The sequence below is a fragment of the Alteromonas aquimaris genome (assembly GCF_026183695.1).
Lineage (GTDB): Bacteria > Pseudomonadota > Gammaproteobacteria > Enterobacterales > Alteromonadaceae > Alteromonas > Alteromonas aquimaris.
In genome coordinates, this window is sequence record NZ_JAPFRD010000011.1 from 383985 (window position 1) to 409912 (window position 25928).

25 protein-coding genes and 1 tRNA gene are annotated in these 25928 nt (G+C 46.0%); 19 read left to right on the forward strand and 7 right to left on the reverse strand.

The annotated features are described in order from the left end of the window. Nucleotides 1-77: 77 nt before the first annotated feature. The gene (locus OPS25_RS11865; RefSeq protein ID WP_265617939.1) at nt 78-2531 is read left to right on the forward strand and encodes a ligase-associated DNA damage response DEXH box helicase; all 2454 of its coding nucleotides are present in this window, start codon (nt 78-80) and stop codon (nt 2529-2531) included. After that, on the forward strand, nt 2515-3237 hold the full coding sequence (gene pdeM, locus OPS25_RS11870; protein ID WP_265617940.1) for a ligase-associated DNA damage response endonuclease PdeM: 723 nt from the start codon (nt 2515-2517) through the stop codon (nt 3235-3237). Before OPS25_RS11865 ends, pdeM begins: the two co-directional genes overlap by 17 nt. A gap of 46 nt (nt 3238-3283) precedes the next feature. On the opposite strand, the gene OPS25_RS11875 is transcribed toward pdeM, so the two are convergent. The 4 genes from OPS25_RS11875 to OPS25_RS11890 all read right to left on the reverse strand — a co-directional run bounded on the left by OPS25_RS11875 (nt 3284) and on the right by OPS25_RS11890 (nt 6667). Further along, nucleotides 3284-4177: a carbon-nitrogen hydrolase gene (locus OPS25_RS11875; protein WP_265617941.1), complete on the reverse strand. Its 894-nt coding sequence runs from the start codon at nt 4175-4177 to the stop codon at nt 3284-3286. Further along, entirely contained in the window at nt 4164-5219 is a 1056-nt protein-coding gene (locus tag OPS25_RS11880; RefSeq protein WP_265617942.1) for an agmatine deiminase family protein, read from the reverse strand. Before OPS25_RS11880 ends, OPS25_RS11875 begins: the two co-directional genes overlap by 14 nt. A 138-nt stretch (nt 5220-5357) precedes the next feature. Further along, the gene (locus tag OPS25_RS11885) at nt 5358-6164 is read right to left on the reverse strand and encodes a hypothetical protein (RefSeq protein WP_265617943.1); all 807 of its coding nucleotides are present in this window, start codon (nt 6162-6164) and stop codon (nt 5358-5360) included. A gap of 158 nt (nt 6165-6322) precedes the next feature. After that, nucleotides 6323-6667, reverse strand: a complete 345-nt coding sequence (locus tag OPS25_RS11890) for a Fis family transcriptional regulator (RefSeq protein ID WP_265617944.1) — start codon at nt 6665-6667, stop codon at nt 6323-6325. A gap of 161 nt (nt 6668-6828) precedes the next feature. Here OPS25_RS11890 and folE point away from each other — a divergent pair, with 161 nt between their 5' ends. Beyond that, nucleotides 6829-7515: a GTP cyclohydrolase I FolE gene (gene folE, locus OPS25_RS11895; RefSeq protein WP_265617945.1), complete on the forward strand. Its 687-nt coding sequence runs from the start codon at nt 6829-6831 to the stop codon at nt 7513-7515. A 458-nt stretch (nt 7516-7973) separates the two neighbouring features. Here folE and gloA2 read toward each other — a convergent pair whose 3' ends face one another. Then, the gene (gene gloA2 / locus OPS25_RS11900) at nt 7974-8363 is read right to left on the reverse strand and encodes an SMU1112c/YaeR family gloxylase I-like metalloprotein (protein ID WP_265618421.1); all 390 of its coding nucleotides are present in this window, start codon (nt 8361-8363) and stop codon (nt 7974-7976) included. Nucleotides 8364-8371: 8 nt separating this feature from the next. Continuing rightward, nucleotides 8372-9325, reverse strand: coding sequence for an aldo/keto reductase (locus OPS25_RS11905; RefSeq protein ID WP_265617947.1), 954 nt, complete (start codon nt 9323-9325; stop codon nt 8372-8374). A gap of 78 nt (nt 9326-9403) precedes the next feature. Here OPS25_RS11905 and OPS25_RS11910 point away from each other — a divergent pair, with 78 nt between their 5' ends. The 7 genes from OPS25_RS11910 to OPS25_RS11940 all read left to right on the forward strand — a co-directional run bounded on the left by OPS25_RS11910 (nt 9404) and on the right by OPS25_RS11940 (nt 15860). Then, entirely contained in the window at nt 9404-9922 is a 519-nt protein-coding gene (locus OPS25_RS11910) for a lipocalin family protein (RefSeq protein ID WP_265617949.1), read from the forward strand. A gap of 56 nt (nt 9923-9978) precedes the next feature. Continuing rightward, nucleotides 9979-10542 (forward strand): PhnA domain-containing protein, encoded by a 564-nt coding sequence (locus OPS25_RS11915; RefSeq protein WP_265617951.1) that lies wholly within the window; start codon nt 9979-9981, stop codon nt 10540-10542. Nucleotides 10543-10595: 53 nt separating this feature from the next. After that, nucleotides 10596-11639, forward strand: coding sequence for a dihydroorotase (gene pyrC, locus OPS25_RS11920; protein WP_265617952.1), 1044 nt, complete (start codon nt 10596-10598; stop codon nt 11637-11639). A gap of 62 nt (nt 11640-11701) precedes the next feature. Beyond that, entirely contained in the window at nt 11702-13204 is a 1503-nt protein-coding gene (locus OPS25_RS11925; protein ID WP_265618422.1) for a substrate-binding periplasmic protein, read from the forward strand. Further along, nucleotides 13204-14592 carry an ATP-dependent RNA helicase DbpA gene (dbpA, locus tag OPS25_RS11930; protein WP_265617953.1) on the forward strand — a complete coding sequence of 463 codons (1389 nt, stop codon included), beginning with the start codon at nt 13204-13206 and terminating at the stop codon, nt 14590-14592. Before OPS25_RS11925 ends, dbpA begins: the two co-directional genes overlap by 1 nt. After that, the gene (locus OPS25_RS11935) at nt 14574-14990 is read left to right on the forward strand and encodes an ACT domain-containing protein (RefSeq protein WP_265617954.1); all 417 of its coding nucleotides are present in this window, start codon (nt 14574-14576) and stop codon (nt 14988-14990) included. Before dbpA ends, OPS25_RS11935 begins: the two co-directional genes overlap by 19 nt. A 96-nt stretch (nt 14991-15086) precedes the next feature. After that, entirely contained in the window at nt 15087-15860 is a 774-nt protein-coding gene (locus OPS25_RS11940; protein WP_265617955.1) for a DUF481 domain-containing protein, read from the forward strand. Nucleotides 15861-15913: 53 nt separating this feature from the next. Here OPS25_RS11940 and OPS25_RS11945 read toward each other — a convergent pair whose 3' ends face one another. Continuing rightward, nucleotides 15914-17986, reverse strand: a complete 2073-nt coding sequence (locus OPS25_RS11945) for a M13 family metallopeptidase (RefSeq protein WP_265617957.1) — start codon at nt 17984-17986, stop codon at nt 15914-15916. 550 nt (nt 17987-18536) lie between these two features. Between OPS25_RS11945 and OPS25_RS11950 the strand changes: the two genes are divergently transcribed. From OPS25_RS11950 to rplL, 9 genes are all read left to right on the forward strand, one after another. Then, complete coding sequence (locus OPS25_RS11950) at nt 18537-20378, forward strand: ABC transporter ATP-binding protein (RefSeq protein WP_265617958.1); 1842 nt, start codon at nt 18537-18539, stop codon at nt 20376-20378. 166 nt (nt 20379-20544) lie between these two features. Beyond that, nucleotides 20545-20621 (forward strand) — tRNA-Trp (locus OPS25_RS11955). 62 nt (nt 20622-20683) lie between these two features. Continuing rightward, nucleotides 20684-21061 carry a preprotein translocase subunit SecE gene (gene secE, locus OPS25_RS11960; protein WP_265617959.1) on the forward strand — a complete coding sequence of 126 codons (378 nt, stop codon included), beginning with the start codon at nt 20684-20686 and terminating at the stop codon, nt 21059-21061. Nucleotides 21062-21064: 3 nt separating this feature from the next. Further along, nucleotides 21065-21610, forward strand: coding sequence for a transcription termination/antitermination protein NusG (gene nusG / locus OPS25_RS11965; RefSeq protein WP_265617960.1), 546 nt, complete (start codon nt 21065-21067; stop codon nt 21608-21610). A 230-nt stretch (nt 21611-21840) separates the two neighbouring features. Further along, a complete protein-coding gene (locus tag OPS25_RS11970) occupies nt 21841-22866 on the forward strand; it encodes a mechanosensitive ion channel family protein (RefSeq protein WP_265617961.1) in 1026 nt (341 codons plus the stop codon). Nucleotides 22867-23308: 442 nt separating this feature from the next. Beyond that, entirely contained in the window at nt 23309-23737 is a 429-nt protein-coding gene (rplK, locus tag OPS25_RS11975) for a 50S ribosomal protein L11 (protein WP_169211502.1), read from the forward strand. Between the two features lie 4 nt (nt 23738-23741). Further along, on the forward strand, nt 23742-24437 hold the full coding sequence (rplA, locus tag OPS25_RS11980) for a 50S ribosomal protein L1 (RefSeq protein ID WP_265617963.1): 696 nt from the start codon (nt 23742-23744) through the stop codon (nt 24435-24437). A 300-nt stretch (nt 24438-24737) separates the two neighbouring features. Beyond that, nucleotides 24738-25256, forward strand: coding sequence for a 50S ribosomal protein L10 (rplJ, locus tag OPS25_RS11985; protein WP_169211504.1), 519 nt, complete (start codon nt 24738-24740; stop codon nt 25254-25256). Nucleotides 25257-25312: 56 nt separating this feature from the next. Then, nucleotides 25313-25687, forward strand: a complete 375-nt coding sequence (gene rplL, locus OPS25_RS11990) for a 50S ribosomal protein L7/L12 (protein WP_265617964.1) — start codon at nt 25313-25315, stop codon at nt 25685-25687. Nucleotides 25688-25928 lie beyond the last annotated feature (241 nt).

Below are 25928 nucleotides of genomic sequence, written 5' to 3' on the forward strand. Positions count from 1 at the left end.
TTAACACAAACATTTGATTTTTTTTAATCGTGGAAGGAATTCAAAACGTAACAGGATGCAGATCCGATTAACTGAGAATGCCTATTTTACCGCCAAGATTTGCTGACTGGTTTGCCCATAGAGGATGGACGTTACGCGATTACCAGCTTGAAATGCTGCGCGCAGCGACCACACCGCAACATACCTTGCTGGTGGCACCAACCGGTGCAGGTAAAACATTATCCGGTTTTTTACCCTCTCTGGTTGAACTTGACGCGTCGCCGCGTAAAGGCTTGCATACCCTATACATATCACCTTTAAAAGCCTTAACGCAGGATATCCACCGCAACTTACTCGAGCCAATTGAGCAAATGGGACTGGAAGTGACGGCAGAAACCCGCACCGGTGACACGCCTTCACACAAGCGTCAGCGCCAACGTAAAAATCCCCCCAACATACTGCTAACGACGCCTGAATCGTTAATGCTAATGCTGTCTTACGCTGATGCACGCGTTTTATTTGATAAACTAGAGCGAGTTATTATCGATGAAATCCACAGTGTGGTAGCGAATAAGCGTGGGGATTTTACTTCGCTGGCGCTAAGTCGACTGTCGTCACTCGCCCCCGGCATAAAGCGCATAGGACTCTCAGCCACCATCGCAGAACCCGAAACAATCGCCAGCTGGTTAGGCAATACGGGAAACCCGGCAGAAATAGTGGAAGTCCCTTCGCCTGTAAAGCCCGATGTGAACATATTAAGATCGATGAATCGTATGCCTTTTGGCGGCTACATGGCGAAGTACGCAATGAGCGATATCTATGCTGCCATTGAAAACGCGAAAACCTGTTTAGTGTTTGTTAACACTCGTGCTCAAGCCGAGCTGGTGTTTCAAATGTTGTGGGAGGAAAATCGTCTTGGCTTACCCATCGCGCTATACCATGGCTCACTGAGTAAAGAGCAGAGACGTAAAACTGAAGCTATGATGGCCGCAGGACAGCTGCGTGCCATTGTCTCCACTTCAGCGTTGGAGTTGGGTATTGACTGGGGAGATGTGGATTTGGTTATTCAGGTTGGCGCACCAAAAGGGGTCAGTCGGTTGATGCAGCGCATTGGCAGGGCCAATCACCGGCTGGATGAACCTAGTGTGGCGTTGTTGGTGCCAGCGAATCGTTTCGAAGCACTGGAATGCCAGGCAGCGGTGGATGCAATTGAAGCAGGTCAATTGGATGGGGACGCGCCGCAGCCAGGGGCGATGGATATCCTGCCCCAATTCATTCTTAATTGTGCCTGTCATGAACCCATCGATGTGGAAGAAATATATCAACAAATAACTGACGCAGCGCCCTATCAGGCGGTGAGCCGCGAAGACTACCAAAAGCTTCTCGCATTTACCCGGGATGGGGGCAGCGCATTGCAAGGCTACGAACGCTATCAACGATTACTGCAAAATGAAGAAGGGAAACTTGTTGCGGCTAATAAGCGTGTCATACAGCGCCATCGACAAAACATTGGAACCATTGTAGAAGCGGGCAGGCTAAAAGTGAAGCGTCTGCGTAGAGGCAACCAGGGTACCATTATCGGTGAAGTAGAAGAATACTTTGCGCAGCAATTGACCCCGGGGGATACCTTCATTTTTGCTGGCGAAGTACTGCAATATGAGGCCATCAGAGACATGCAGTTACATGCCCGCCCTGCCAAAGGTAAAGATCCTAAAATACCGAGTTATGTAGGTGGACAAATGCCCATGTCTACCTTTTTGGCCGATAATGTTAAACGAATTTTGCATGACAAAAATGAGTGGAAAAAGTTACCCGAACAGGTGCTGGAATGGTTGCAACTGCAGGAGGGTTTTTCACAAATCCCTACTCCTGATCGGGTTTTAGTTGAGCAGTTTCCTTTTCGAAAAACCTTTTATACCTTGTTCTATACCTTTGAAGGGCGCATGGCAAATCAAACCTTGGGCATGTTACTGACTCGTCGCATGGAAAAACTAAAACTTAAACCGCTAAGTTTTAGTGTGACTGATTACGGTCTTTCCATCAGTGCGTTAAAAGAGATATCTTCAGCGCAACTAGCGGCACTTTTCCAACCTGACATCCTCGGCGATGAACTGGAAGACTGGATGCTGCAAGCACCCATGCTCAAGCGTTCATTCAGGCAGGTAGCTGTGGTGAGCGGTTTGACCGAGCAGCGCTATCACAGCAGTCAGAAAACCATGAAACAGGTGACGTTTTCAACGGATTTGATATATGACACGTTAAGGGAGTATGACCCTGATCATATCTTGTTAAGTGTGGCCCGTGCAGATGCGGAAAGAGAGCTGCTGGATCTGCGTCGGTTGGCCGACATGCTGATTCGCTATGTAGGAAAAACAACCCTTATTAACCTGCCGAAGGTCTCTCCCATGGCTATACCAATTGTGCTGGATGTGCGTAGTGAACAGATTAAAGGGGCCGGTGCGCATGCGTTACTTGAACAAGCGGATTTGTATGCGGAAGCTGAGGCAATGATGGACGAAATCAGGGAGTTATTAGGTGGCAGTCACAGCTGATTGGTTATACGACGCCATAGCTAAAAGGCAAGGTGTATTGGTCAAGCTGGCAAACATAAGCTGGTTGTTGCATGCTGAAGGTGTCGCATTTTGCCCCGCTCACGATACGTTATTGGTGTCAGATCTGCATCTTGAAAAAGCTAGCTATCTGGCTCGGTCTGGAAACCCACTGACACCCTTGGACACCTACGCCACCTTGCAGCGTTTGACAAAACTAATAGCGCTTTTTAAGCCCGCCAAAGTGATATGTGTGGGTGATAGTTTTCACGATGTGGGGGCATTTACGCGCTTGTCATCGGGCGATCGAGCAGAATTGTCCAGGATGGTAGAAATGCCCACAGAATGGGTGTGGATTTTAGGTAATCACGATCCCGATCTGCCTGCAGACATTCCTGGCAAGAAGCGCAAACAAACTATCGTTGGCAATATACGTATAGTACATGAGCCCGAACAGGACGCAGCCTATCAGGTGGTAGGACATTTTCATCCGAAGGGAAAGGTCAGCGTCAACCGGCATCGGTTGCGTGGGAAATGTTATGTGTTGACCGAAAACCTGCTCATTATGCCCTCGTTTGGACAATATACTGGCGGCCTGGATGTGAGCGATGCAGCAATTACCCGCCACGCCCCGAAAGCTGGGCGTCAGTGCTTTTTAATGTACGAAGGTGCGATTTATACACTAAACGAGCGCACGCGCAAGACATAGCGAAGCAAGACTGCCTGTGAACTCCAGGCAGTACAGAATGACAAAATCAGTCTAACCAGCGTTTAATCAGATTATCGTAAGCATCAATGCGCCGATCCCGGAAGTAGGGCCAGATACGTTTAACGTGTTCGGTACGCTCCATATCCAGCTCAACTGACAGGGTAGTTTCTTCATCAACACCTGCCTGAGCCAGTATCTCACCTTGTGGACCGGCAATGAAACTTTGTCCCCAGAATTGTATACCCGGATCGTTTTCGCTCGGAGACGCTTCAAATCCAGTACGATTGGCTACAATCACCGGCAGTGAGTTGGCGACCGCATGTGCGCGCTGTATGGTCTGCCACGCGCCGAACTGACGCGACTTTTCGTCATCCGTGTCCCGTGTGTCCCAGCCAATAGCCGTCGGGTAGAACAGAATCTCTGCGCCTGCCAAAGCCATCAAACGGGCAGCCTCTGGATACCATTGATCCCAACACACCAAAACGCCCAGCTTGCCGACACTGGTATCTATAGGTTTAAAGCCCATGTCCCCCGGGGTAAAGTAGAATTTTTCATAAAAACCCGGGTCGTCAGGAATATGCATCTTACGATAGCGTCCGGCTATTTCTCTACTCCGATCGAATACTACTGCGGTGTTGTGATAAAGCCCCGCCGCCCGCTTTTCGAACAAGGAGGTCACTAATACGATGTTGTGCTTTTCCGCCAGGGCACCAAAATATTCGGTAGCCGGTCCGGGAATAGGCTCAGCCAAATCAAATGCATCGACATTTTCGTCCTGACAGAAATAAAGGGTGCTGTGCAATTCCTGCAACATAATGCACTCACACCCTTGCGCAGCAAGCTCGGCAATTTTATCCGCACTTTTTTGCCAGTTAGTTTGTTTGTCGTTATCTGCAACGGCCTGCTGAACCAGACCTACTTTAAGCTTATTTGGTCGCATAAACGCTTACTCCATTTTTTATTTGGGAGGCCACTTCGGGCTTTAGTGTATCGCGGGGGATCTGCATCGAAATACAGTGCAAACTGCCATACTGTTGGACAAGAACGGCACAGTCCACTGGCACAATCTTATGGTTGGGATAGGCCAGTTGCATCACACTAATCGCCATGTCATCTTCAGGCTGTTGATAAATCGGTAGCAAGATACGGTCGTTACAGATCAGAAAGTTTGCATACGAAGCCGGTAAACGGTCACCTTCATCGTTGTACATTGCCGGAAGCGGGAGATGAAACTGTCTGTGATTAGGAAGTTGGGCCTCACATTCTTTACAGAGTGCGTGTAGCGAACCGAAATGTGGATCCTCTTCACGGTTGTAGGCAGCCTGAATGACAAGCCCCTTATTGGGGGTGAATCGTACCAAGGTGTCAATATGGCCGTCGGTATCGTCACCTTCTAAATGGCCTTGCTCAAAAATGGTAATATACTTGGCGCCAAGCTTTTGGGTGAATTCATCGTGATATTGAGCTAATGTCAATTCGCCATTTCGCTCTGGGTTTAGCAGACACAGCGATGTACTCAATAAGTGGCCGTTAGCATCTATTTCCAGTGCGCCGCCCTCTGCGACGATATTCGAATGAACAGCGGCATGCCGACACAAATTAAACAGATAGCGCTGATTAACATGATTATCATCGATTGCGGAAAATTTATTGCCCCAGCCATTAAAGCGAAACTCGACCGGTATCTTTTTACCTTCAGCATTGCACGTTAAGAACGCATAGTCACGCACCCAGGTGTCATTAAAAATAGCAGGCACAATCAGTACATTGGCATTAACTGGTAAGTACAGTTGGATGTCAGTGAGATCATCCTCAGAGACAAGTAAAACAACACCGACGTTGGCAAGGTTGACCTGTTCGATAAGTTTTACATAAGTTTGCCTGGCTGTCTCTAACCATGGCGCCCAGTCAGTGTGCGGATGGGGCCACGCCAAAATAACAGCTTCAATCGGTTCCCATTCGGGTATGAGTTGGTGGTGCATATCGCGCCTCATAATAAATTAGGCAGCAAGTATAACGGCTGATAATTCTCCCTCCAACATTTCTCTGTAATGAAGTGACAATGAATAAGATATTTTAATGGTTCAGCTAACGGTTCAATAAACAGACAAATCTTGAATTCACAGATATTCGCATGGGGGATAAAGAGCAACCGCATCGGTTACCACTCGTTTCAAGTCAGTTTGAAGTTGCTCCCTGACGCCTAGTCCTTCAACAAATCGCAATTCGTTGGCAGGCTGCTCGGTGATAACCTGGTAAAACACCAAAGCCGATAAAACTGCACCACGTCGATTAAAATGATTGCCATCTTCGTTATGAAGGGATAAGTCTGGGTACCACTCTGCCGCGATGTCCCATGCTGGCCCTATCGGCGCAACACATGCATTAGAAGATTGCGCTATCGTATGATGAAGGTCGTAAACCCGCTGTCCTTCTTCGAAATTATTTTCCCGTGGATGTTCGGGATACATGATAGGGATGATATCGAGGTCTCTGAGCAGCGCCACCCATTCTTCAGCTGCGGTGGTGGGGAATGTGTTATTACCCGAGGTTGAGTACATCTGCCCCTGTAGAATAACATGCGTCCAGTTTCTACTGTGAACTATGTCATACGTAGTACCGCTTTCTCTACTCCGCTCTGACAAATAACTCCAATCATTGGTATTAAATGAATTAACCGTCTGATTAGTTCCCGCTTCAACTAAATTTTTAATAATAAGGGGAAAGTCTTCAAGTGCGCTGTGACTGTTTCCAATCAGCAATATTTCAATATCAGCATCCGGAGCGTTAAGTATGTAATCTGGTACAGAATTCGTTGGGGCGCTCTCCACCGCACCCATGACGGCTTCTTCATCGTTTGATTTTCCACCCCCGCAGGATGTGATCATTGTCACTAACAAACATATAGCCATCCAACGAACACTCATCCTTTAATCCTTATACGCTACCTGTACGCTACGATCCCTATTTAATGGTAGGGGAGAGCGCTTGTCAATGTTGGTCGACAATGCATCAGTCAGTTAAGTTTTTGTCAGCTATCAAAAATGAAATTACAAATAAACGTACGCACCATACTGTCTATCCTTTAGCGCGCTAACCGACGGTTCCAATTTCCCTGGTCTTCCATCAGGCAGCGTTCTTCGCTATCGAAACGCACCAGGCGGTTGTTATCTTTAACCTGAACTCCAATTCGTAACAGCTCAGAGTGAATGATTCGGCGTAAATCGTTATCCATTCCCTGTGCATAGGCTTCCTGAATCTCACTTTCCTGGCCGAAAACGCAGGTCACCCTTAAACTTGCAGGAAAGTGTTGGTAATTGGCAGAGTGGGTGAGCCATAAAAAACCGCTATCCCACTGTTTCGCCGTTTCACACGCAATTGTGAGCGCTTTAATTACGCTATTATCCAGTTTTTTAGTCGTCTTTTTCATTAGCGGTCGATAGATACAGGCGGCAGTTGATCTTATCACTTACATGAATTTAAGATGAAGAAATTTGCAGAACTCGCGTTTATTAGCGGGTGGTGATAAAATTACCAGTCCCGAGGCCTATAGGGTCTTTAGAATTTGTTTTGAATAGACGGATTGTGTGGATGTCAGTAAATAAAGCAGTGATCGTGCGTGATGCACTAGAAACCTCAATATCAAAAGAAGCTTTGTTGGTGCGTAATACCCTGGAAGCAAAAGGGCTGGAGACGCCCATGATAGATGTGGATCTGAGTGACGAAGAAAAACGCCAGAAAATCGCTGCTGCGATGAGCGATATTCTCGATGTGTTAGGGCTCGACAGAAATGACGATAGCTTAATGGATACGCCAGAACGTATCGCAAAAATGTATGTTGACGAAATATTTTCCGGTCTTGACTATCGAAAGTTTCCCAAGATAACCCAGATTGAAAATAAGATGTCGCTGGCTGAGCCAGTGAAAGTCTCTGACATCAGCCTGACCAGTACCTGTGAGCACCACTTTGTCACAATTGATGGCACAGCGACCGTTGCTTATATCCCGCAAGACACTGTCATCGGATTATCGAAAATAAATCGATTAGTGAGTTTTTTCGCGCAACGTCCGCAAGTTCAGGAGCGTCTCACGCAGCAGGTGATGGTGGCGTTACAAGCGCTGGCGGGCACAGAAGATGTGGCCGTAACTATCAATGCTACACATTACTGTGTAAAGGCTAGAGGTATCAGAGACACTAACTCCTTTACCCGCACCTCCGCTTTGGGTGGGCAGTTCACGCGCAACCCTGACTTACGCAGAGAGTTTTTCACCAACTAAGGGACGTAGTATTCCTGTCCCGCGATGGACACAACCAAGTTTATCTGGTTATTGATTCCATCCGCCGGGGTCACTTCTAACTTGCAGCCACATTTTTCACATGTGGTGAGTTGTTCCTTGTACATGTTGCGCAGCGCACGTTCCGGTAGCGCGTTGATATGGCTACACTGCGGGCACATATATTCGTGGTGACTTGATGAGCTCATTGAAAATCCTCGAAAAACCACTTCATTGATGCCAGCGACTTACTTTTCGTATGGACAACTAGATAATACTGTCGAAAATAAAGAGCGCGTGAACTATTAACTATAGTCGATAATAGATTGCTCGCGCTCGATTCTACTGATGCTTCATCGCGGTGCGGCTTTCACCTTGATGTTGATTAGTAGCGAAGTCACTTTCCACCTTTGTTAGAGTTACTCTTAAAAAGTTGAAATGGTTCTAAGGTTGAGCAAATTTCATAAATGAATTTCGTACAACTCGAGGGGAAGATTGTCCGGGTCGCTAAAAAAGGTGAAACGTTTTTGGGTGTAAGGGTCAGTGCGTATGTCTTCGCATTCGATGCCAAACGTTGCTAAATGAGCAATCATTGGTTCGAGTTTCGCTACGCTAAAAGCCAGATGCCGTAGCCCCTGAGCTTCTGGTCTGGAAGGTCTAATGGGAGGCTCCGGAAAGGAAAATAATTCGATTTGTGTTTTATCTGGGGTGACTAAATCACATTTCCATGACTGGCGATCTGGGCGATAATTCTCAGCAGCAATTTGAAATCCCAGGATCGCATGGTAAAAATGGCGTGACTTTGGGTAATCGCTGCAAATAATAGCGATGTGGTGAACACCCGTTATCAACGTTGTCGTCAAGGTACTTCGTCCCCTCGTACGCTTTGTAGTAACGCATACCAGTCTTCCCTGCTTAGGGTTAATTTGTCGACTTCGGCACACGCCCGAATACGTTCAGGATGGGTGGTACCCACCACTGGCTGAATGCCAATTGGATGGCGTATCAACCATCCCAACACGATAGCTTCTGGGCTGCTGCTATACTTTTCTGCAAGTTGAAGAACAAGCGCGCGCGTGGCTTCATCTTTTATACATTCTGTAACCTTGCCACTAAAACGTCCTTGTGCAAGACTTCCCCACGCTTGCAATTGGACGTGATTCAACCAGCAATATTCCAGTGTACCAGCAGCATAACCCATTTGACGGTTTAAACTACTGCCGGTAGTGATGCCATCTTCCAGCCAGTCTCGGTGCGCCAAACTCATTTCGAGCTGATTAACAATGATGGGCATATCCAATGTTTTATTGAGAAATTCAATTTGATGCGCGTGCATATTAGACACGCCCAGGTGTGCAATCTTCCCTGCATTTTTCAAACGGCAAAGAGCCTCGGCTAACAGTTCGGGCTCCATTAGAGGATCGGGGCGATGAAGCAGGAGAATGTCTAATTGTTCCGTGTGCAACCGTTTTAAACTGTTTTCAACCGAGGAGGTTATCCACTCAGGGCTAAAGTCATAGCGTTTAGGGCCGTGATTATCGCTGAATCGTATGGCACATTTTGATTGTAAAATAACGCTGTCGCGTAACGAGGGGGTTTTCTTTAACACCTCTCCAAACACAGCTTCCGCTTTACCATGTGTATAAATATCAGCATGATCAAAAACAGTGATACCTGTTTCAATAGCGATATTGATAATCTTTTCAGCTTGTTTGATATGGGATTGGTCATAATGGGGTGTATCCCACCCTCCGCCCAGACCCATACATCCGTAGATTAGCTTGCTCGCGTGCGGATAAATAGTCTTTAACATCAATCAACTCGTATCAAATGGCCATATCTAAAATGACCACAATTCACCTAAGCTTTAATTTACCACTTTGGAGCAAACATGCGACTGATTATTTTGTTATGCGTGACAATGTTGACAAGCTGTACAGGTGTGCCCGAAAACATTACGCCGGTATCAAACTTTGAACTTCCTCGTTATCTGGGGAAGTGGTATGAGATTGCTCGCTTACCACACCCTTTTGAAGAAGGGTTAAACAAGGTTACCGCTGAATATGAACGCCGCGCTGATGGCGGAATTAAGGTTATTAATCGCGGCTTTCATTCAGAAGATAAAGAATGGAAGGAGGCAGAAGGAAAGGCTTATTTTGTTGATGAAGAGAATACCGGCCATTTGAAAGTGAGCTTTTTCGGCCCCTTTTATGCCAGCTATGTCATTATTGAATTGGATGAAAATTACCAATATGCCATGGTAACTGGACCAGATCGAGATTATCTGTGGATACTTTCGCGTCGTCCCCAATTGAAACAACAAACAGTCGAGCGTTTAGTTAACCAAGCTTCTTCACTCGGTTATCCTGTTGAAGAATTGATTTTTGTCAAACATGACATTGGTGTCTGAAAAAAGGGCCTCACAAGTGGTATACTTTAGGCAGAATACCTAATTGAGAAAACAGTGTGATAGAAAGTCGAGTTGCGGCACGGGCCAACCACAGTTGTGAACTGTGTGGCAGCGAAAATAAATTGACCGTTTACAGTGTGCCAATGTCACCTACCGATGATGAGGATTCAGGCATTTACGTGTGTGATAAATGCCGCTTACAATTAACTGAAGGTGAGGGTTTAGATACACATCATTGGCATTGTTTAAATGAGGCTGTTTGGTCCTCCGTCCCTGCAGTTCAGGTAGTGGCCTGGCGAATGTTGAAAAGATTGAACAGCGAACCATGGGCCCAAGATCTCCTTGATATGGTCTATCTGGATGAGGCCACTGAGGCGTGGGCTAAAGCGGAAGCAAGCATACTGCACCACTCCCCCACCGTGGATAGTAATGGCACGGTATTGAGTCAAGGAGATACAGTCCATTTAATTAAAGATTTAAATGTAAAAGGGGCAAGTTTTACTGCTAAGCGGGGGACGGCTGTGCGTAACATTGCGTTGAGCGATAATCCCGACCATATTGAAGGAAAGGTTAACGGTACGCGCATTGTAATCATCGCAGCTTACACCAAAAAAGCGTAAACTAAGGTGATAAAATACTAACTATCAATTTATAAATCGTAGAAAGGGGCATCATGGATCGCATTACAATAACCACGCCGGATGACTGGCACTTGCATTTTCGTGACGGTGATATGTTAAAAGAGACCGTACCGGCAACCGCACGCTGCTTCAAACGCGCTATTGTCATGCCCAATTTAGTGCCCCCTGTCACCACGGCAACAATGGCACTACAGTATCAGTCGCGAATTTTAAAGGCCCGTCCAGCCAATAACCAATTTGAACCGTTAATGACGTTATACTTGACGAATGCGACATCAACACAGGATATCGTTGATGCTAAACAAGCTGGGATCCATGCGTGCAAACTCTATCCCGCTGGCGCAACAACAAATTCAGATAGTGCGGTTACAGGGATAGACGCGTTGTACCCAGTATTTGAAGCGATGCAAGAGCACGGAATGTTATTGTTAGTTCACGGCGAAGTGACCGATTCACACATCGACATATTTGACCGCGAAAAGGCATTTATTGATACCCATTTAGCTCCCATCGTTGAAGCCTTTCCTAGGTTAAAAGTAGTTTTCGAACACATTACCACTGCTGACGCGGTAGAGTTTGTCTCTGACAGCTCTGAAAATGTGGCTGCAACAGTGACCCCCCAGCATTTATTATTAAATAGGAACGATTTACTGGTGGGGGGGATCAAACCCCACAATTACTGTTTACCAGTATTGAAAAGAAATACCCATCAACAAGCCATTCGAGAAGTCATTGCGAGCGGCTCCAAGAAATTTTTCCTCGGTACAGATTCCGCGCCCCATGCGCGCGAGAAAAAAGAAAATGCATGCGGTTGTGCGGGGTGCTATAGTGCTTGGAGCGCAATTGAACTCTACGCTCAAGTATTTGAAGAGCTTGGCGTTTTGGATAAACTGGAAGGGTTTGCAAGCCATTACGGGGCCGACTTTTATGGCTTAAAACGCAATACAGGCACGATTACGTTAGTTCAGGATGCGTGGCAAGTACCTGAAATCGTGTCGTTGGCAGACGGGACCGAGATGGTTCCATTCTTTGCCGGTCAAACTCTGAATTGGAAGCTGGAGACTCCATTAAGCTGATGGGCAAGAAGTGGCTTTTTATATTACTCGGTGTTTTGCTACTCGCGAGCGTTGGTTTTGCTATGCCGGATGCTCAGAAGAGTAAAATACGGGTAATCACGAGTAATTCACCCGTGTTTAGTGAGATTGATGCGCAGGGCGAAGTCTCCGGGTTTACCGTCAGTCTGGTGAAGGGGGTAATAGCCAACGCAGGGATTGACGCCCGCTTCGAAACCTTACCCTTTGCTACTGTAATCAGTGAGCTAGGCTCCAAGAAGCCAGACGTGGTGTCGGTACTCGCGCGCACCCCCGAGCGCGAAAATGATTATTACTGGATCACGCCCCTTACTGCCAACCCGGTCGCACTTTTTGTCAAATCTGATTCCCCATTCGTCAACCAGCAGAACCTGTCGATGGCCGATATACCGCGTATTAGTGTGTTAGAAAATGATTACCGGGAGTCCATACTCAGACAGCATGAAATTAATCAAATCGTGCTTAAAGATAGTTGGGCGGAAGCGGTAAACGCAACACTTTCAGGGGAGGCTGACGGATTATTCTTTTCTCAAATGGGCGTGGCGTTGGTATGTAAACAACACCAGCTAGACTGTAGTCGATTGGTTAAAGTACTACTGTGGGATACGGCTTACAGCTACATAGTGCTGCCTAAAACTGTAGAGAATTCAGAGCTTGCCGCCAAGCTAACCGTTGCCGCGAGCGAATATAAAGCTTCCTCAGCATACCGTAAGCTGATTGAGCAGACGGTTCCTCAGTTGAGAAAGTATTTACCTGATGTGAGCGTAGAAGAAGGAATTATCAGCTTTGTCGGTGATAAACAATTAGGCAGCACCAATGATTTATGGGTCATCGCCGATCTCATCCCTTACTTCGCCGAGATGGACAGTCGCGGCAACATCGTAGGTTACATCCCTGATCTGGTTAGAAAAATTCTTCATCAGGCTGGACTCGAGCAGCAGATCCTGGCGGCGCCGTGGGAAAGAATTGTCAGAGAAGCGCAATCAAAATCAAACGTGCTGGCGTTTGCCGTGGCCCGAACGCCGGATCGTGAAGAGCTGTTTCATTGGCTAACCCCTGTCACCCGCAATATGCATGCGCTGTTTGGTATAGATGGCAAAACCTATACCTCTTTAGGTGACATCCCGAAAGATAAGAAAATCGCCACATTGCGTTCAGACTATCGCAGCGAAGTCAGCAGAGAAGCAGGTTTAACCACCATTGAGTTTGATTCATGGGGCTCCGCCATGGCAGCAGTGTTAAGCGGAGAAGCTGATTATATATTCGGTTCACAAGGTGGCATACAAGTCGGTTGTAAAGAGATCAGTAAAGCATGCAGAGATGTTCAGTTGGTAATGCCCCACCGATATGTCACAGCTTATATCGTCTTATCAAAAATTGGCACTCAGCCAGAGTTGGTGGAGAAGCTCAAAAATGCCGCTGTCGTTGTCAAACAGTCAGAAGAATACAAACAGTGGGCACAACAGTGGAGTGAAAATACAAAAATGAAAAAGGGCCTGGAACAACATGTGGAGAATGGGGTGATTAATCTTTGGCGGATGGCAAAATAGTGTCATCATTCTCATCATTCTCATCATTACCGCTTAATCAATCTATTGCTGACGTACTTGAACGGCGTAGCTTTCATCAAATGACACCCGTGCAACAGGAAACGTTACCGCACTCTCTAGATGGTCGCGACGTGCTGGCAAAGGCAAGGACGGGCAGTGGAAAAACACTGGCTTTTTTACTGCCTGTATTTAATAAGCTCGAACTAAATCAATACTCACCTCAGGCTATCATTTTGTGTCCGACTCGGGAATTAGCTGAGCAAGTGGCACAAGAAGCCAGAGTGGTCGGACAGGTGATGGGCAATGTAAAAGTACTCGCTGTATATGGAGGCGTACCTATCCGCCATCATATTCAATCTTTAGAGCATGGCGCACATATCATTGTCGGCACGCCGGGCCGGGTAAAAGATTTACTTGCCAGACAACAACTGGACTTTTCTCAAATTACCTTTCGAGTACTTGATGAAGTCGACCGCATGTTAGATTTGGGATTCCATGACGATGTGGCCGAGATATTTTCTGCAATTACGACCCCTGTGCAAACACTTATGTTTTCTGCGACTTTGCCAGCAGCAGTGGAGACCCTGGCCTCACGCTTTTTGCGACAACCGTTAAAATGTGAGATTAGTGCCCCAGAGTTAGCGCAACCTCAGATCAGTGAGGTGGCTTATCATGTCGGCACACTATCAAAGCTGCAAGCACTCAAGGCGCTGTTAACAACCTGCCAGCCGACCTCTGCCATCATATTTTGTAACCGTCGAATTCATGTAGCAGAGGTAGTTGATGAACTTTCTAATGCTGGTTTTAGCGTACAGGGGCTGGATGGGGGCATGGAGCAAGCAAAGCGGAATGAGGTAATTATCCGTTTTTCTGCCAAAGCACTGCAGATATTAGTAGCAACTGACGTAGCAGCAAGAGGCTTGGACATCGAGCAGGTCGATCACGTTTTTAATTATAGTGTGAGCGAAGAAGTCGAATCCCATATTCACCGGATCGGACGCACCGCCAGAGGAGATGCCGAAGGCACAGCTATCACGCTGTATGATGATAACGAACTTGCGCATTTGAATAAGATTGAAGCGTTCAGAGAAAAACAGTTTGTTAAAAAAAGTGCACAGAGTCTTACCTTTCAACCTAAAAACGTGTCTCAACCTGCCTATACCTGCCTGGTATTATCTGCTGGAAAGAAGAGTAAGATTCGGCCAGGCGATATTGTCGGCGCGCTCACCAATGATGCAGCAATTCAGGCGGATGACATCGGCAATATCAAAGTGGTAAGCAATGCGTCTTACGTAGCGGTAAAAACTCGCAGTGCAAAGCGGGCAATGGCGCATTTTCGGGAAGGCAAGATTAAAGGTAAAAAGGTTCGATGCAAAAAGCTGACCTGACAAGAGAGGAAGGGGAGCTCGATCTCAATACCCTGGTGGCCAATCTCAACCCATCCCTTGATGACAAAATCTACGTATTTATATCCGTTCCCCTGGATGAAGGAAAGCGTGTCCCGGATTTTCCAATAAAGGGATTGTTCCACGAACGCGAGGGGTGTACGTGCATTGTTGAAAAGAAAGTTGCCGACGCATACGGTTATGCTTACTCAGAGTTATTTTGTTGCCTAACCTGTGAAGTCCATTCCAGTTTGAATGCCGTGGGTTTAACCGCTGTTATCGCGACCACACTTGCCAAGCAAAACATTAGCGCGAATGTGGTCGCCGGCTTTTATCACGATCACATTTTTATCCCCACAAGCGATGCTCACCGCGCCTTATCGTTACTAAACCAGCTTTAAACTTCTTGCCAATCTTCATTGATAAATATTTTCAAATCTATACCCTAAGCCCCTTTTCGATTATCCCATAAATATAAATACCAATCGGAGTGACTATTGAAACACTTAAGCGTTAAACCATTAGCCGCGTGCACAGGACTTCTTCTTTCATCTACTGCCTACGCCATCGTACCTGTAGACCAAGCCAACGTGGCTGAAAAAGGGGTAAGCGGTAATGTAGGGGTAAGCATTCATGGAGAGGCAGGCAATAAAGACGAACTTGAATATAGCCTGAGCAGTATCCTGCGCTATGGCCAACGAGAAGACTCGTGGGTGTTGATTACGGACTACAGCTATTCGGAAACCAATGATATTAAAGACGAAGACGAGTTTTATACCCATTTACGCTGGACGCGCTTTAACTTTTTCAGCCCTCAGGTAGATGGCGAGTTATTCGCACAATATGAATACGATGATTTTGCGGATTTATCCAGCCGTAAATTGGCGGGCGGGGGAGCGCGCTGGCGTTTTTCTCGGACGTTTGAAAAGGCCGAACTTAAAACCTCAATTGGAACCGGTTTGTTCTACGAAGTAGAAAAATCCCTTTCCAGCGGTGGCGATGTCGAAACAACCCGGGCTAATCTTTACGCTAAATTTCTCTATTCTCAGGCCTCACAATATCCCTTTGACGCCTACACTACTGTCTATTACCAACCCGCAGTTGATGATGTAGACGATTTCCGTTCAGTGATTATTTCAGGTATCGAATTTAAGGTCACACAAACCCTATCTCTAACCTTAGAGGCTGAGTTAAAACATAATTCAAAACCCTTTACGGCAGTTGAAAAGACCGATTTCGAGTATGGGGTTAGATTAAGCTACAGTTTTTAAGAGCAAGGATAATAAAAAGGTCAGCGAACGCTGACCTTTTTGGTGTTGCAGAACTACCAAATTTTTACGCGCTTCTCAGGAGGCAGGTAAAGCTCATCATCGGGCTTGACGTCAAACGCGGTATAGAATTCTGGAACATTTCTCACCGCGCCATTCGCTCGGAAGTGGGCAGGCGAATGGGTGTCAGTTTGTACGCGAGTACGCAGCGCTTCATCGCGATATTTATTTGCCCATACCTGACCAAAGCCGATAAAGACACGTTGCTCGCCAGTAAAGCCATCCATCACCGGCGCTTCTTCGCCTTCAAGAGACATTTTATAGGCTTTAAGGGCGATACTGATACCGCCTAAGTCACCAATGTTTTCCCCCAGGGTGTATTCACCGTTTACATTAAGGTCGGGTAACGCTTCGAACTGGTTATACTGATCAACCAGTTGCTTGGTACGGTTTTCAAACTCTTTACGGTCTGTGTCTGTCCACCAATTTCTCAACACGCCATCACCATCAAATGTACTGCCTGAGTCATCGAAGCCATGACCAATTTCATGACCAATAACCGCACCAATACCCCCATAATTCACTGCGTCTTCCGCATTCATATCAAAGAACGGCGGCTGCAAGATTGCCGCAGGAAAAACAATTTCATTCTGCGGAGGACTATAATAAGCGTTAACTGTTTGCGGCGTCATGCCCCACTCGTGATCCCATACTGGACCTCCTTGCTTTTCAAGGGCTTCAGCATACCGGCGATCGGCAGAACGCTTGATATTACCAAGCAAGTCATTGGCTTCTACCGATAACGCACTGTAGTCGGTCCATTTGTCAGGATAACCAATTTTTACACTGAATTTAGATAATTTGTCCAGGGCCTGCTTGCGGGTCTCGTCGGTCATCCAGTCAAGTTCATTGATGCTGTCTTTGTACGCCGCCAATAAATTATCCACCATTTCCATCATGCGTTCTTTCGCTTCAGGTGGGAAATGCTTTTTAACGTATACTTTGCCTATAATCTCACCCACGTGCGGGTCTAGAAAGTCCACCGCTCGACGCCATTGGGGGCGCTGCTCTTCTACCCCATGTAAAACTTTACTGTAAAATTCGAAATTTGCTTCATCAAACGCACTGGTAAGGTGGCTAGCAGTTGCTTTAATTAAGTGCCAGCGCAGGAAGGTCTTCCATTGATCAAGCGGCGTCTTGGTGATCAGACTGTCTAGCTCTTTGGCAAAATCGGTTTGCATGAATACCAGGCCGTCGATATCAGTGATTTGGGCCTGAGATAAGTAGGCGCTCCAATCGAAATCAGGCATCACGGTTTTCAGCTCATCCAACGATACTTTGTTGTAGTTTGATGCCCAATCCCGTGTCTGCTCTTTTTTCATGTGTAGCGATGCAATGTCGGTTTCAAACTTCATCAACATCTCAGCGCTCTTCGCGGGTTCATCGAAGCCGGCCAGAGTAAACATTTTTTCAATATGTTTAACGTAAGCATCGCGGATAGTTTGCGAGCTTTCATCCTCTTTAAAGTAATATTCTCGCTCTGGTAAGCCTAATCCATTCTGCCAGATGTACATCATATACGTATCCGGCTGTTTGAAGTCTACGTATTGACCCAGGGAAAATGGGGAGCCATAGCCGTAGCGATTAGCATACGCAAAATAGGACGCCAGTTCTGAGTAGTCAGAAATCGCATCGATCATGGCTAAATCTTTATTCAGCGGCTCCAGACCTAACTTGTTGCGTGTTTCCATATCCATATAGGAAGCATAGAAATCGCCGACTTTCTGCTCATCAGAGCCTTTTTCAAAATCGCCGCTGGCGGACTCTTCGATAATGGCTTTTACATCATCCTGTGCTGCATCACGCAGAATGTTAAAGGCGCCGTAGCTGGACTTATCTGCAGGTATATCAGTTTTGTCTACCCATTTTCCATTAACATAACGGAAAAAGTCGTCACCAGGATCGACTGACATATCCATATTCTCTTTGACCACCCCAGAGGTGAGTTGTGATTTATTTTCGTCCTGTTTTTGGGTCTGGGCGGTTTCGGTATTGCTTGTATCAGTTGGTTGCGGGCTACAAGCCGCCAATCCTAAGACGATGCTTAGGCTGAGTAATGTACGTTGCATGATGTTTCCTGTCTGGTGCGCTTAATAACGCATCTGTCTATAAACGTTCCTGTCGAGCAGGGCTTTGCATCCTCTTTAATAACACGACCAAGTCAGTAGTAAAACTATTTATCGTAGAAATACATAACTTGTAACAACTCTGCTGTGTTGTCGCCTCTCATTGCTAGGCAACTCAGCTCATCAGACGTTAAAGTTGCCCGCATAAGTTCACTCAACAATAGGGTCGCCATGAATTAACAACATAACGCTGATGACGTCGTTTTGTTTTTAAAATAGGAGTTTTTCCATCTACGCATCAGCAAATATGCATAGAATCTGTAGCATCCCATGCACCGGGACAGCATCTAGGTAATAAAATGGTATTAGAGTTGGAAAAGGGGAAGTCGCTGCGATAACACTTACGTTACGAGGCACTACTGAATGAGGTGGGCTGAAGCGGAAGTAACAGGACACAAAGATAAGATTAAACCAATGACATTAACAATACCTTGAAAAAGTTGAATCTACCCTCACAAAGCTAAGGTTTACAAAGTATTCCTGAGTGTTACGAATGTTTTCATTTTTTGAACGATTGACGAAACCGTTTCCGAATCCTCCACCCACACAACCGCCAGAGAGTCTGGTGGCATTTTGTCGCCACTATACCCAGGGTATGTGGTGGGTGATCGCAATCGTGTCAGTGCTAGGTGCACTGGTCGCCATGCTGGAAGTGACCTTATTTGGATTCTTAGGTCAATTGGTAGACTGGTTTGCCACTCACGACCGTGCAACGTTCCTGCAGCAAGAAAAATGGACTCTGATCGGGATGAGCGTGGTGGTTATTATGCTTATCCCTGGGCTCATTCTCATTCGCTCGCTTTTTAATCGTCAGGCCTTGATGGGAAATTATCCCATGCGGATCCGCTGGAATGCTCATCGTTACTTACTTAGCCAGAGCGTGAGTTTTTTTCAGAACGAGTTTGCCGGCAGGGTAGCCACCAAAGTTATGCAAACTGCTTTATCTGTTCGCGAAGCAGTAATGAAGCTACTGGATTTGATGGTGTATATCAGTGTGTATTTCCTTTCCATGGTGGTGTTGGTTTTTAGCATTGACTGGCGTATGGCTATTCCGTTAGTAATTTGGTTTGCAGTTTACCTCTCCATTCTAAGAGTATTGGTGCCTAAATTAAAAACCGTGTCGCAAGCGCAGGCTGATGCCCGCTCCATGATGACAGGACGCATTGTGGACAGCTACACCAATATCACTACGGTAAAGCTGTTCTCTCACAGTAAACGTGAAGCAGATTACGCCAAAGACAGTATGGGTAATTTCTTACATACCGTATATCCGCAAATGAGATTGGTAACGGTACTGGAAACCTGTGTTGAGATAGCAAACGCATTGCTCATTTTTTCCGTGGCGGCCATGTCGGTGTATTTATGGTTACATAATGTCACCAGTCCTGGTGACATTGCAGTAGCGGTAAGTTTGTGTTTACGACTTAATGGCATGTCTCACTGGATAATGTGGGAAGTTTCTGCGCTGTTTGAAAATATCGGCACCGTACAGGATGGAATGAATACTTTGGCGAAGCCCGTTGCGGTAAAAGATGCGGTAAAACCGACGTTATTTAGCGTTAAAGGCGGGGAGATCCATTTTGACAGCATAAATTTTGGTTACACTGGGGTAGAGGGTCATCCGGTAACAGTGTTTAAGAATTTAAATCTGCGAATCAAGCCAGGCGAGAAAGTTGGTTTAGTGGGACGCTCGGGGGCGGGTAAGTCCACGCTGGTTAATTTATTGATGCGATTTTACGACATTCAGTCTGGCAGTATTAAAATTGATGGGCAAGATATCCGGCAGGTGCCGCAAGAACATTTACGTTCACAAATAAGTATGGTCACCCAGGATACTTCTTTGATGCATCGTTCTGTAAGAGATAATATTTTGTATGGCAGAGCGAATGCCACCGAAGAGGAGATGATCCGAGCAGCAAAACAAGCAGAAGCCCACGATTTTATATTGACCCTTTCCGATAGCGCAGGACGAACCGGATATGACGCCCATGTGGGCGAGCGCGGCGTTAAACTCTCAGGAGGGCAACGTCAGCGTATTGCGATTGCGCGTGTATTGCTTAAAGATGCACCTATTTTAGTATTAGATGAAGCCACCTCAGCGTTAGATTCTGAAGTAGAAGCCGCTATTCAGGATTGTTTAAATCAGGTGATGCAGAATAAGACAGTTCTGGCTATTGCTCACCGGCTTTCAACAATCGCTAAAATGGACAGATTACTGGTTTTGGATGAAGGAGAAATTGTTGAAGCGGGTACACATAGCGAATTAATCGCCAAAGAGGGCATATATGCCAAATTGTGGGCCCACCAAACGGGCGGTTTCATTGGTGTGGAATAGCCGTGAAGCACTTATTAGCGTATCATTAGAATTAAGGTGACAAAGCGCTTGTATCTCAAGAACGGTTAAGTATAATACGCCTCCCTCCCTTGCGATACCGCACTTTCCACTAAAAGACGCTAATTTCCCAAGGGTAGTGTAAATAAAATTTGCTATTAAAAGCTTCAGGGGTGTAGTTCGAATTGGTAGAACAGCGGTCTCCAAAACCGATGGTTGGGGGTTCGAGTCCCTCCACCCCTGCCAAATTATCACTTATCTTAATGCGAAGGTAAGTTTGAACGATGCAGTATTGTTAGGATCGTAACATGAGCGAAAAAACGGAAAGTACATCAAACCCACTCGATATGTTGAAGTGGCTGGTTGTTTTTGCCTTGCTGATAGGTTTAGTGACAGCAAATTATATGTTTGGTGAGTACTCAGTACTTTACCGCGCTTTGGTCGCCGTAGCGGTTGGCGCAATTGCGTTGTTTATCGCAGCCACTACCGAAAAAGGTAGCACTTTCCTTTCCTTTGCGAAGGATTCAAGAATGGAAGTGCGCAAGGTTATTTGGCCAACGCGTCAGGAAACCAACCAAACCACATTGATTGTCATTGCTGCAACTGTAGTGGTGGGGTTAATTTTGTGGGGGCTGGATGGCATAATTGTCCGCGTAGTCGGCTTCATTACTGGTATAGGAGCCTAAGCCATGACTGAAGAAAAAAAGAAAAGATGGTATGTAGTTCAAGCGTATTCTCAGTATGAATCACGGGTTAAGAAAACCCTGCTTGAATACATCAAGATGCATAATATGGAAGAGTACTTCGGGCAGGTTTTAGTACCGACAGAAGAAGTGGTCGAAATGCGTGCAGGCCAGAAACGTAAATCAGAGCGTAAGTTTTACCCAGGCTACGTACTGGTTGAAATGGAAATGAATGAAGATTCGTGGCACTTGGTTAAGAGCGTACCGCGGGTGCTGGGTTTCATCGGTGGCACCTCTGATCGTCCAATGCCTATTTCACAGCGTGAGGCAGATGCGATTCTAAACCGACTTGAAGAGTCGGTTGATAAGCCAAAGCCCAAAACTTTATTCGAACCTGGCGAAGTGGTACGTGTTACCGATGGGCCGTTTGCCGATTTCAACGGTGTCGTCGAAGAAGTCGACTACGAAAAGAGCCGCGTGAAAGTATCAGTATTGATTTTTGGGCGGTCTACACCCGTCGATCTGGAATTTGGTCAGGTCGAAAAGGGTTAATTCCTTTTATTTACTCAAAAGCGGCTTACAGCCGCTTTTTTTGTTTATTCTCCCCGCTAGTCTAGGCATATCAAATATCAGTGCAATTTGTTATAACCCAGAAGCTTCTAAATATGCTCACCTCATCGTGGAACTGTATTATTTCTTCTTTTTAAGAAATTCCTGAATCTTCTTCTACACTTAACTCATTAACTTGGTTTTTGGGGGCTATCTTTTTGATTAAAGTGTTAATGATCGTATGGGTCGCATTTTGTGTACAACTGGCTTTTGGCCAAGATGTGATGTCAGCTTTAAGCCAGCAACAGGCAGCAAATCAGCAAGAACAAGGTAATGAAAACCCGCCGCCTCCAAATAGCGAGGAAATGGCATCTGAACCTGAACTTTCCCCCATCGCCATGTTGAAAAAAACACTGTATGACATTTATCAGGACTTTATAGAACGCTTACCCTATCTAGGCGCCGGTTTAATTGTCATCATTTTAACCTGGATCATTTCAAACCTTATCGGACGCGCCGTATTTAAAGTGGCACATTCGCGTAAACTCAGGCGGTCTCTGTGCGAACTGTTCTCCCGTCTAACTGTTATTTTTGTATGGATTTTAGGTTTACTGATAGCGGCCATGATTATGTTTCCCGGCTTAACTCCTGCAAAGGCGTTAGGGGGACTGGGTCTTGCTTCAGTGGCTATTGGCTTTGCATTCAAAGAAATATTTGAAAACTTTTTCGCAGGAATTTTGCTGTTATGGAAATATCCCTTCGAATCAGGCGATTTTATTGAGTGTGAATCCATTCTTGGCAGAGTTGAAGATATCTCGGTCAGGATGACACAAATTCGTAAAACCAATGGTGAGCTGGTCGTCATGCCCAACTCATTTTTATTTAAAAATCCGGTGAACGTGCTGACAGATAGAGATGTGAGACGCATTACTATCATGACAGGTGTCGCTTATGACGAAGATGCAGACAAGTCGGTAGAGGTGATCGAGGAAGCATTAAAGCAATGTGAAACTGTAGATCATGATCATCCCGTAGAAATCTTTCTCAACGGTTTTGGCGCTAGCAGTATTGATATCGAAGTAACCTGGTGGACCAGTCCTACTCCATTAGGCCACCGCAAATCCCGCAGTGAAGTAGTCAGTGCGGTTAAACGTGCACTGGATGAGGCCGGCATAGAGATACCTTTCCCTTATCGTACGCTTACCTTTAAGGAGCCATTGCCCCTTGAAAGGCTATCGCCATCAACGCAAAACGAATAATGCTTTACGCAATGACGAGTATTTCCTTAGCGCACAAGCATCACCCCTTTACCCGGCCCCCCAGCACAAAGCTGGAGGGTCTGAGTCAATCCTGAAAGGGTCCTCGTATTGCCTGATATTAGCTTGCGCATGACTAAAATTACTTGAACCCTCACCGCTGCCCAGTGTTGTATTTGTGCGTTTGACATCAATCCTTTCTGCAGCGATATGGCGCGTTTCACTATCTTTTGCCCTCTGTGAAGCCTACATAATTTAATGCCCCACAGACCACAGCTCAGTGTTTCAGATGAGAACACGAAAGTTCAAAATATCAACATTTAGGGTTGCGAAGGGCTGTGTATTCATCTATAATTCGCGCCCTTTTAAATGGAAACGGGAAGCCATTTGAGCAAATATTCTCGATATTTGCGAGGCGTTAGACCCATAAACGAGAGCAATTACTATGGCTAAAAAAGTAACTGGCTTAATTAAGCTACAGGTTGCGGCAGGTGCTGCTAACCCAAGTCCACCGGTTGGTCCTGCATTAGGTCAGCACGGTGTAAACATCATGGAATTCTGTAAGGCTTTCAATGCGAAAACTGAAAGTCTTGAGAAAGGCGCTCCAGTTCCAGTAGAAATTACTGTTTATGAAGATCGCTCTTTCACATTCGAAACTAAAACTCCTCCAGCGTCTTATTTGCTTAAAAAAGCAGCTGGCATCAAGAGTGGTTCTGGCCGTCCTAACACTGAGAAAGTGGGTAAAGTTACCCGCGCTCAGTTAGAAGAGATAGCAAAAACTAAAGAACCGGATCTGACTGCTGCTGACCTTGACGCTGCAGTTCGCACTATCGCGGGTTCTGCTCGCTCAATGGGCTTGAACGTAGAGGACTAATCGAATGGCTAAATTAACAAAACGTGCTCGCCTAATCCGCGACAAAGTTGATTCAACTAAAGAGTATGAAATCAACGAAGCTGTTGCTCTATTAAAAGAACTAGCTACTGCTAAGTTCGCAGAAAGTGTAGACGTAGCAGTAAATCTTGGTATTGATGCCAAGAAATCTGATCAGAACGTTCGTGGTGCAACGGTACTACCTAACGGAACTGGTAAAGAAGTTCGTGTTGCCGTGTTCACCCAAGGCGCTAACGCAGAAGCTGCGAAAGAAGCAGGTGCGGATATCGTCGGTATGGAAGATCTTGCTGAGCAAGTGAAAAAAGGCGAAATGAACTTTGACGTAGTGGTTGCCAGCCCAGACGCTATGCGTGTTGTTGGTCAATTAGGTCAAATTTTAGGTCCACGTGGCCTGATGCCTAACCCAAAAACTGGCACAGTAACGCCAGACGTTGCGACTGCAGTTAAGAATGCAAAAGCAGGTCAGGTTCGCTACCGTAACGATAAGAACGGTATCATCCACGCAAGCATCGGTAAGATCGCTTTTGAAGCGAACCAGATTCAAGAAAACTTAGAAGCATTACTTGAAGCATTGAAGAAAGCTAAGCCTTCTTCAGCGAAAGGTACTTACATCAAGAAAATTAGCTTAAGCACCACTATGGGCGCTGGCGTTTCTGTTGATAAGGCAAGCGTAGGTCAGTAATGCGACCCGCTGATGTGATTGCACATCAGCTTCTCTATATGGTTATGGGTTGGAGCTGAAAATTAGCTTGCTAAATTTTAGCTCCCGTCCAAGACCGCAGGCGTGCAGCAGTAAAAGAGGTAAGAGAACTTTTACATTCAATGCTCACTTAATACACAAGCCTGCGCAGACGGTGGTTTGACTCAGACTCTCTGGGGTAGCAAACACCGTAGAGCGGTATAACCATTTCGGTTATATCAATCTGTGAACCCTGATGTGAAAGTAATTTGCTTGATCATCAGATACAAAGAGGTGAACTCAGTGGCACTAGGATTAGCAGCTAAAAAAGAGATCGTAGCGGAAGTTTCCGAAGTTGCGTCTCGCGCTCTATCTGTTGCCGTCGCTGAATACCGTGGGATGGAAGTTGCAGAGCTGACTGACCTGCGCGTTCAAGCTCGTGAGCAAGGCGTATACCTGAAGGTTGTACGTAACACTCTGGCTAAACGTGCTTTGGCAGACAGCAAATTTGCTGACTTAGACAGCGCCTTAACTGGCCCGCTTATCTACGGCTTCTCTATCGATGCACCTGGTGGTGCAGCGCGTCTTTTCAAAGACTATGGGAAGAAGAACGATAAGCTTAAAGTTACTGCACTTTCAATTGGCAGTGGTCTGCTTGGTCCAGAAAAACTGGATGCAGTGGCGTCACTTCCAACCCGCGACGAAGCGCTTGCAAAACTTCTTGCAACCTTCAAAGCACCGGTGGGCAAATTCGTTCGCACTATCAACGAAGTACCTACCAAATTTGTGCGCGTATTGGCGGCGATCAAAGACACCAAGTAATTGGTTTCTTTGGCATATTGATTTTTTTAACTTATTAAACCCGGGAGTTTAGAGAAATGGCTCTAACTAAAGAAGATATTTTGAACGCGATTGCTGAAATGCCAGTTATGGAATTGGTTGAGCTAATCGAAGCTGCTGAAGAAAAATTCGGCGTTGAAGCAACTGCTGCTGTTGCAGTAGCTGCAGGTCCTGCTGCCGCTGCTGAAGCTGCAGAAGAAAAGACTGAATTCGATGTAGTTATGACTTCATTCGGTGCCAACAAAGTTGCTGTTATCAAAGCAGTACGTGGCGCAACTGGCCTAGGTCTTAAAGAAGCTAAAGAAGTAGTTGAATCTGCTCCTAAAGCTATCAAAGAAGGCGTAAGCAAAGACGAAGCAGAAGAACTGAAGAAGCAGCTTGAAGAAGCTGGTGCTGAAGTTGAAATCAAGTAATCTGAATTAATCAGATTACCTGCCTTAATTGGCAAGGCTGGTGGTTTTTTTAACCACCAGCCTTTTTGCGCTGTGGGGTGTACAGTTTTTAACCCTAAGTTGTACACTGGATAACCACACGGGATTTCATCGTAAATAGCAGTAAACCAACAAGTTAACTACCATATTGGTTAAATTTTGTTGTATGCTGGTGAGATTGCCCGAAACAGGGTTGAGGAAGTTTGTTATCTGGTAGTATTTC

Excerpts from the sequence above, each read along its gene's own strand:
- OPS25_RS11865 (WP_265617939.1), top strand. The coding sequence starts at position 78 with ATGCCTATTTTACCGCCAAGATTTGCTGACTGGTTTGCCCATAGAGGA.
- OPS25_RS11875 (WP_265617941.1), bottom strand. The coding sequence starts at position 4,177 with ATGCGACCAAATAAGCTTAAAGTAGGTCTGGTTCAGCAGGCCGTTGCA.
- OPS25_RS11880 (WP_265617942.1), bottom strand. The coding sequence starts at position 5,219 with ATGCACCACCAACTCATACCCGAATGGGAACCGATTGAAGCTGTTATT.
- OPS25_RS11885 (WP_265617943.1), bottom strand. The coding sequence starts at position 6,164 with ATGAGTGTTCGTTGGATGGCTATATGTTTGTTAGTGACAATGATCACA.
- OPS25_RS11890 (WP_265617944.1), bottom strand. The coding sequence starts at position 6,667 with ATGAAAAAGACGACTAAAAAACTGGATAATAGCGTAATTAAAGCGCTC.
- folE (WP_265617945.1), top strand. The coding sequence starts at position 6,829 with ATGTCAGTAAATAAAGCAGTGATCGTGCGTGATGCACTAGAAACCTCA.
- OPS25_RS11905 (WP_265617947.1), bottom strand. The coding sequence starts at position 9,325 with ATGTTAAAGACTATTTATCCGCACGCGAGCAAGCTAATCTACGGATGT.
- OPS25_RS11910 (WP_265617949.1), top strand. The coding sequence starts at position 9,404 with ATGCGACTGATTATTTTGTTATGCGTGACAATGTTGACAAGCTGTACA.
- pyrC (WP_265617952.1), top strand. The coding sequence starts at position 10,596 with ATGGATCGCATTACAATAACCACGCCGGATGACTGGCACTTGCATTTT.
- OPS25_RS11925 (WP_265618422.1), top strand. The coding sequence starts at position 11,702 with ATGCCGGATGCTCAGAAGAGTAAAATACGGGTAATCACGAGTAATTCA.
- OPS25_RS11935 (WP_265617954.1), top strand. The coding sequence starts at position 14,574 with ATGCAAAAAGCTGACCTGACAAGAGAGGAAGGGGAGCTCGATCTCAAT.
- OPS25_RS11945 (WP_265617957.1), bottom strand. The coding sequence starts at position 17,986 with ATGCAACGTACATTACTCAGCCTAAGCATCGTCTTAGGATTGGCGGCT.
- OPS25_RS11950 (WP_265617958.1), top strand. The coding sequence starts at position 18,537 with ATGTTTTCATTTTTTGAACGATTGACGAAACCGTTTCCGAATCCTCCA.
- secE (WP_265617959.1), top strand. The coding sequence starts at position 20,684 with ATGAGCGAAAAAACGGAAAGTACATCAAACCCACTCGATATGTTGAAG.
- nusG (WP_265617960.1), top strand. The coding sequence starts at position 21,065 with ATGACTGAAGAAAAAAAGAAAAGATGGTATGTAGTTCAAGCGTATTCT.
- OPS25_RS11970 (WP_265617961.1), top strand. The coding sequence starts at position 21,841 with ATGATCGTATGGGTCGCATTTTGTGTACAACTGGCTTTTGGCCAAGAT.
- rplK (WP_169211502.1), top strand. The coding sequence starts at position 23,309 with ATGGCTAAAAAAGTAACTGGCTTAATTAAGCTACAGGTTGCGGCAGGT.
- rplA (WP_265617963.1), top strand. The coding sequence starts at position 23,742 with ATGGCTAAATTAACAAAACGTGCTCGCCTAATCCGCGACAAAGTTGAT.
- rplL (WP_265617964.1), top strand. The coding sequence starts at position 25,313 with ATGGCTCTAACTAAAGAAGATATTTTGAACGCGATTGCTGAAATGCCA.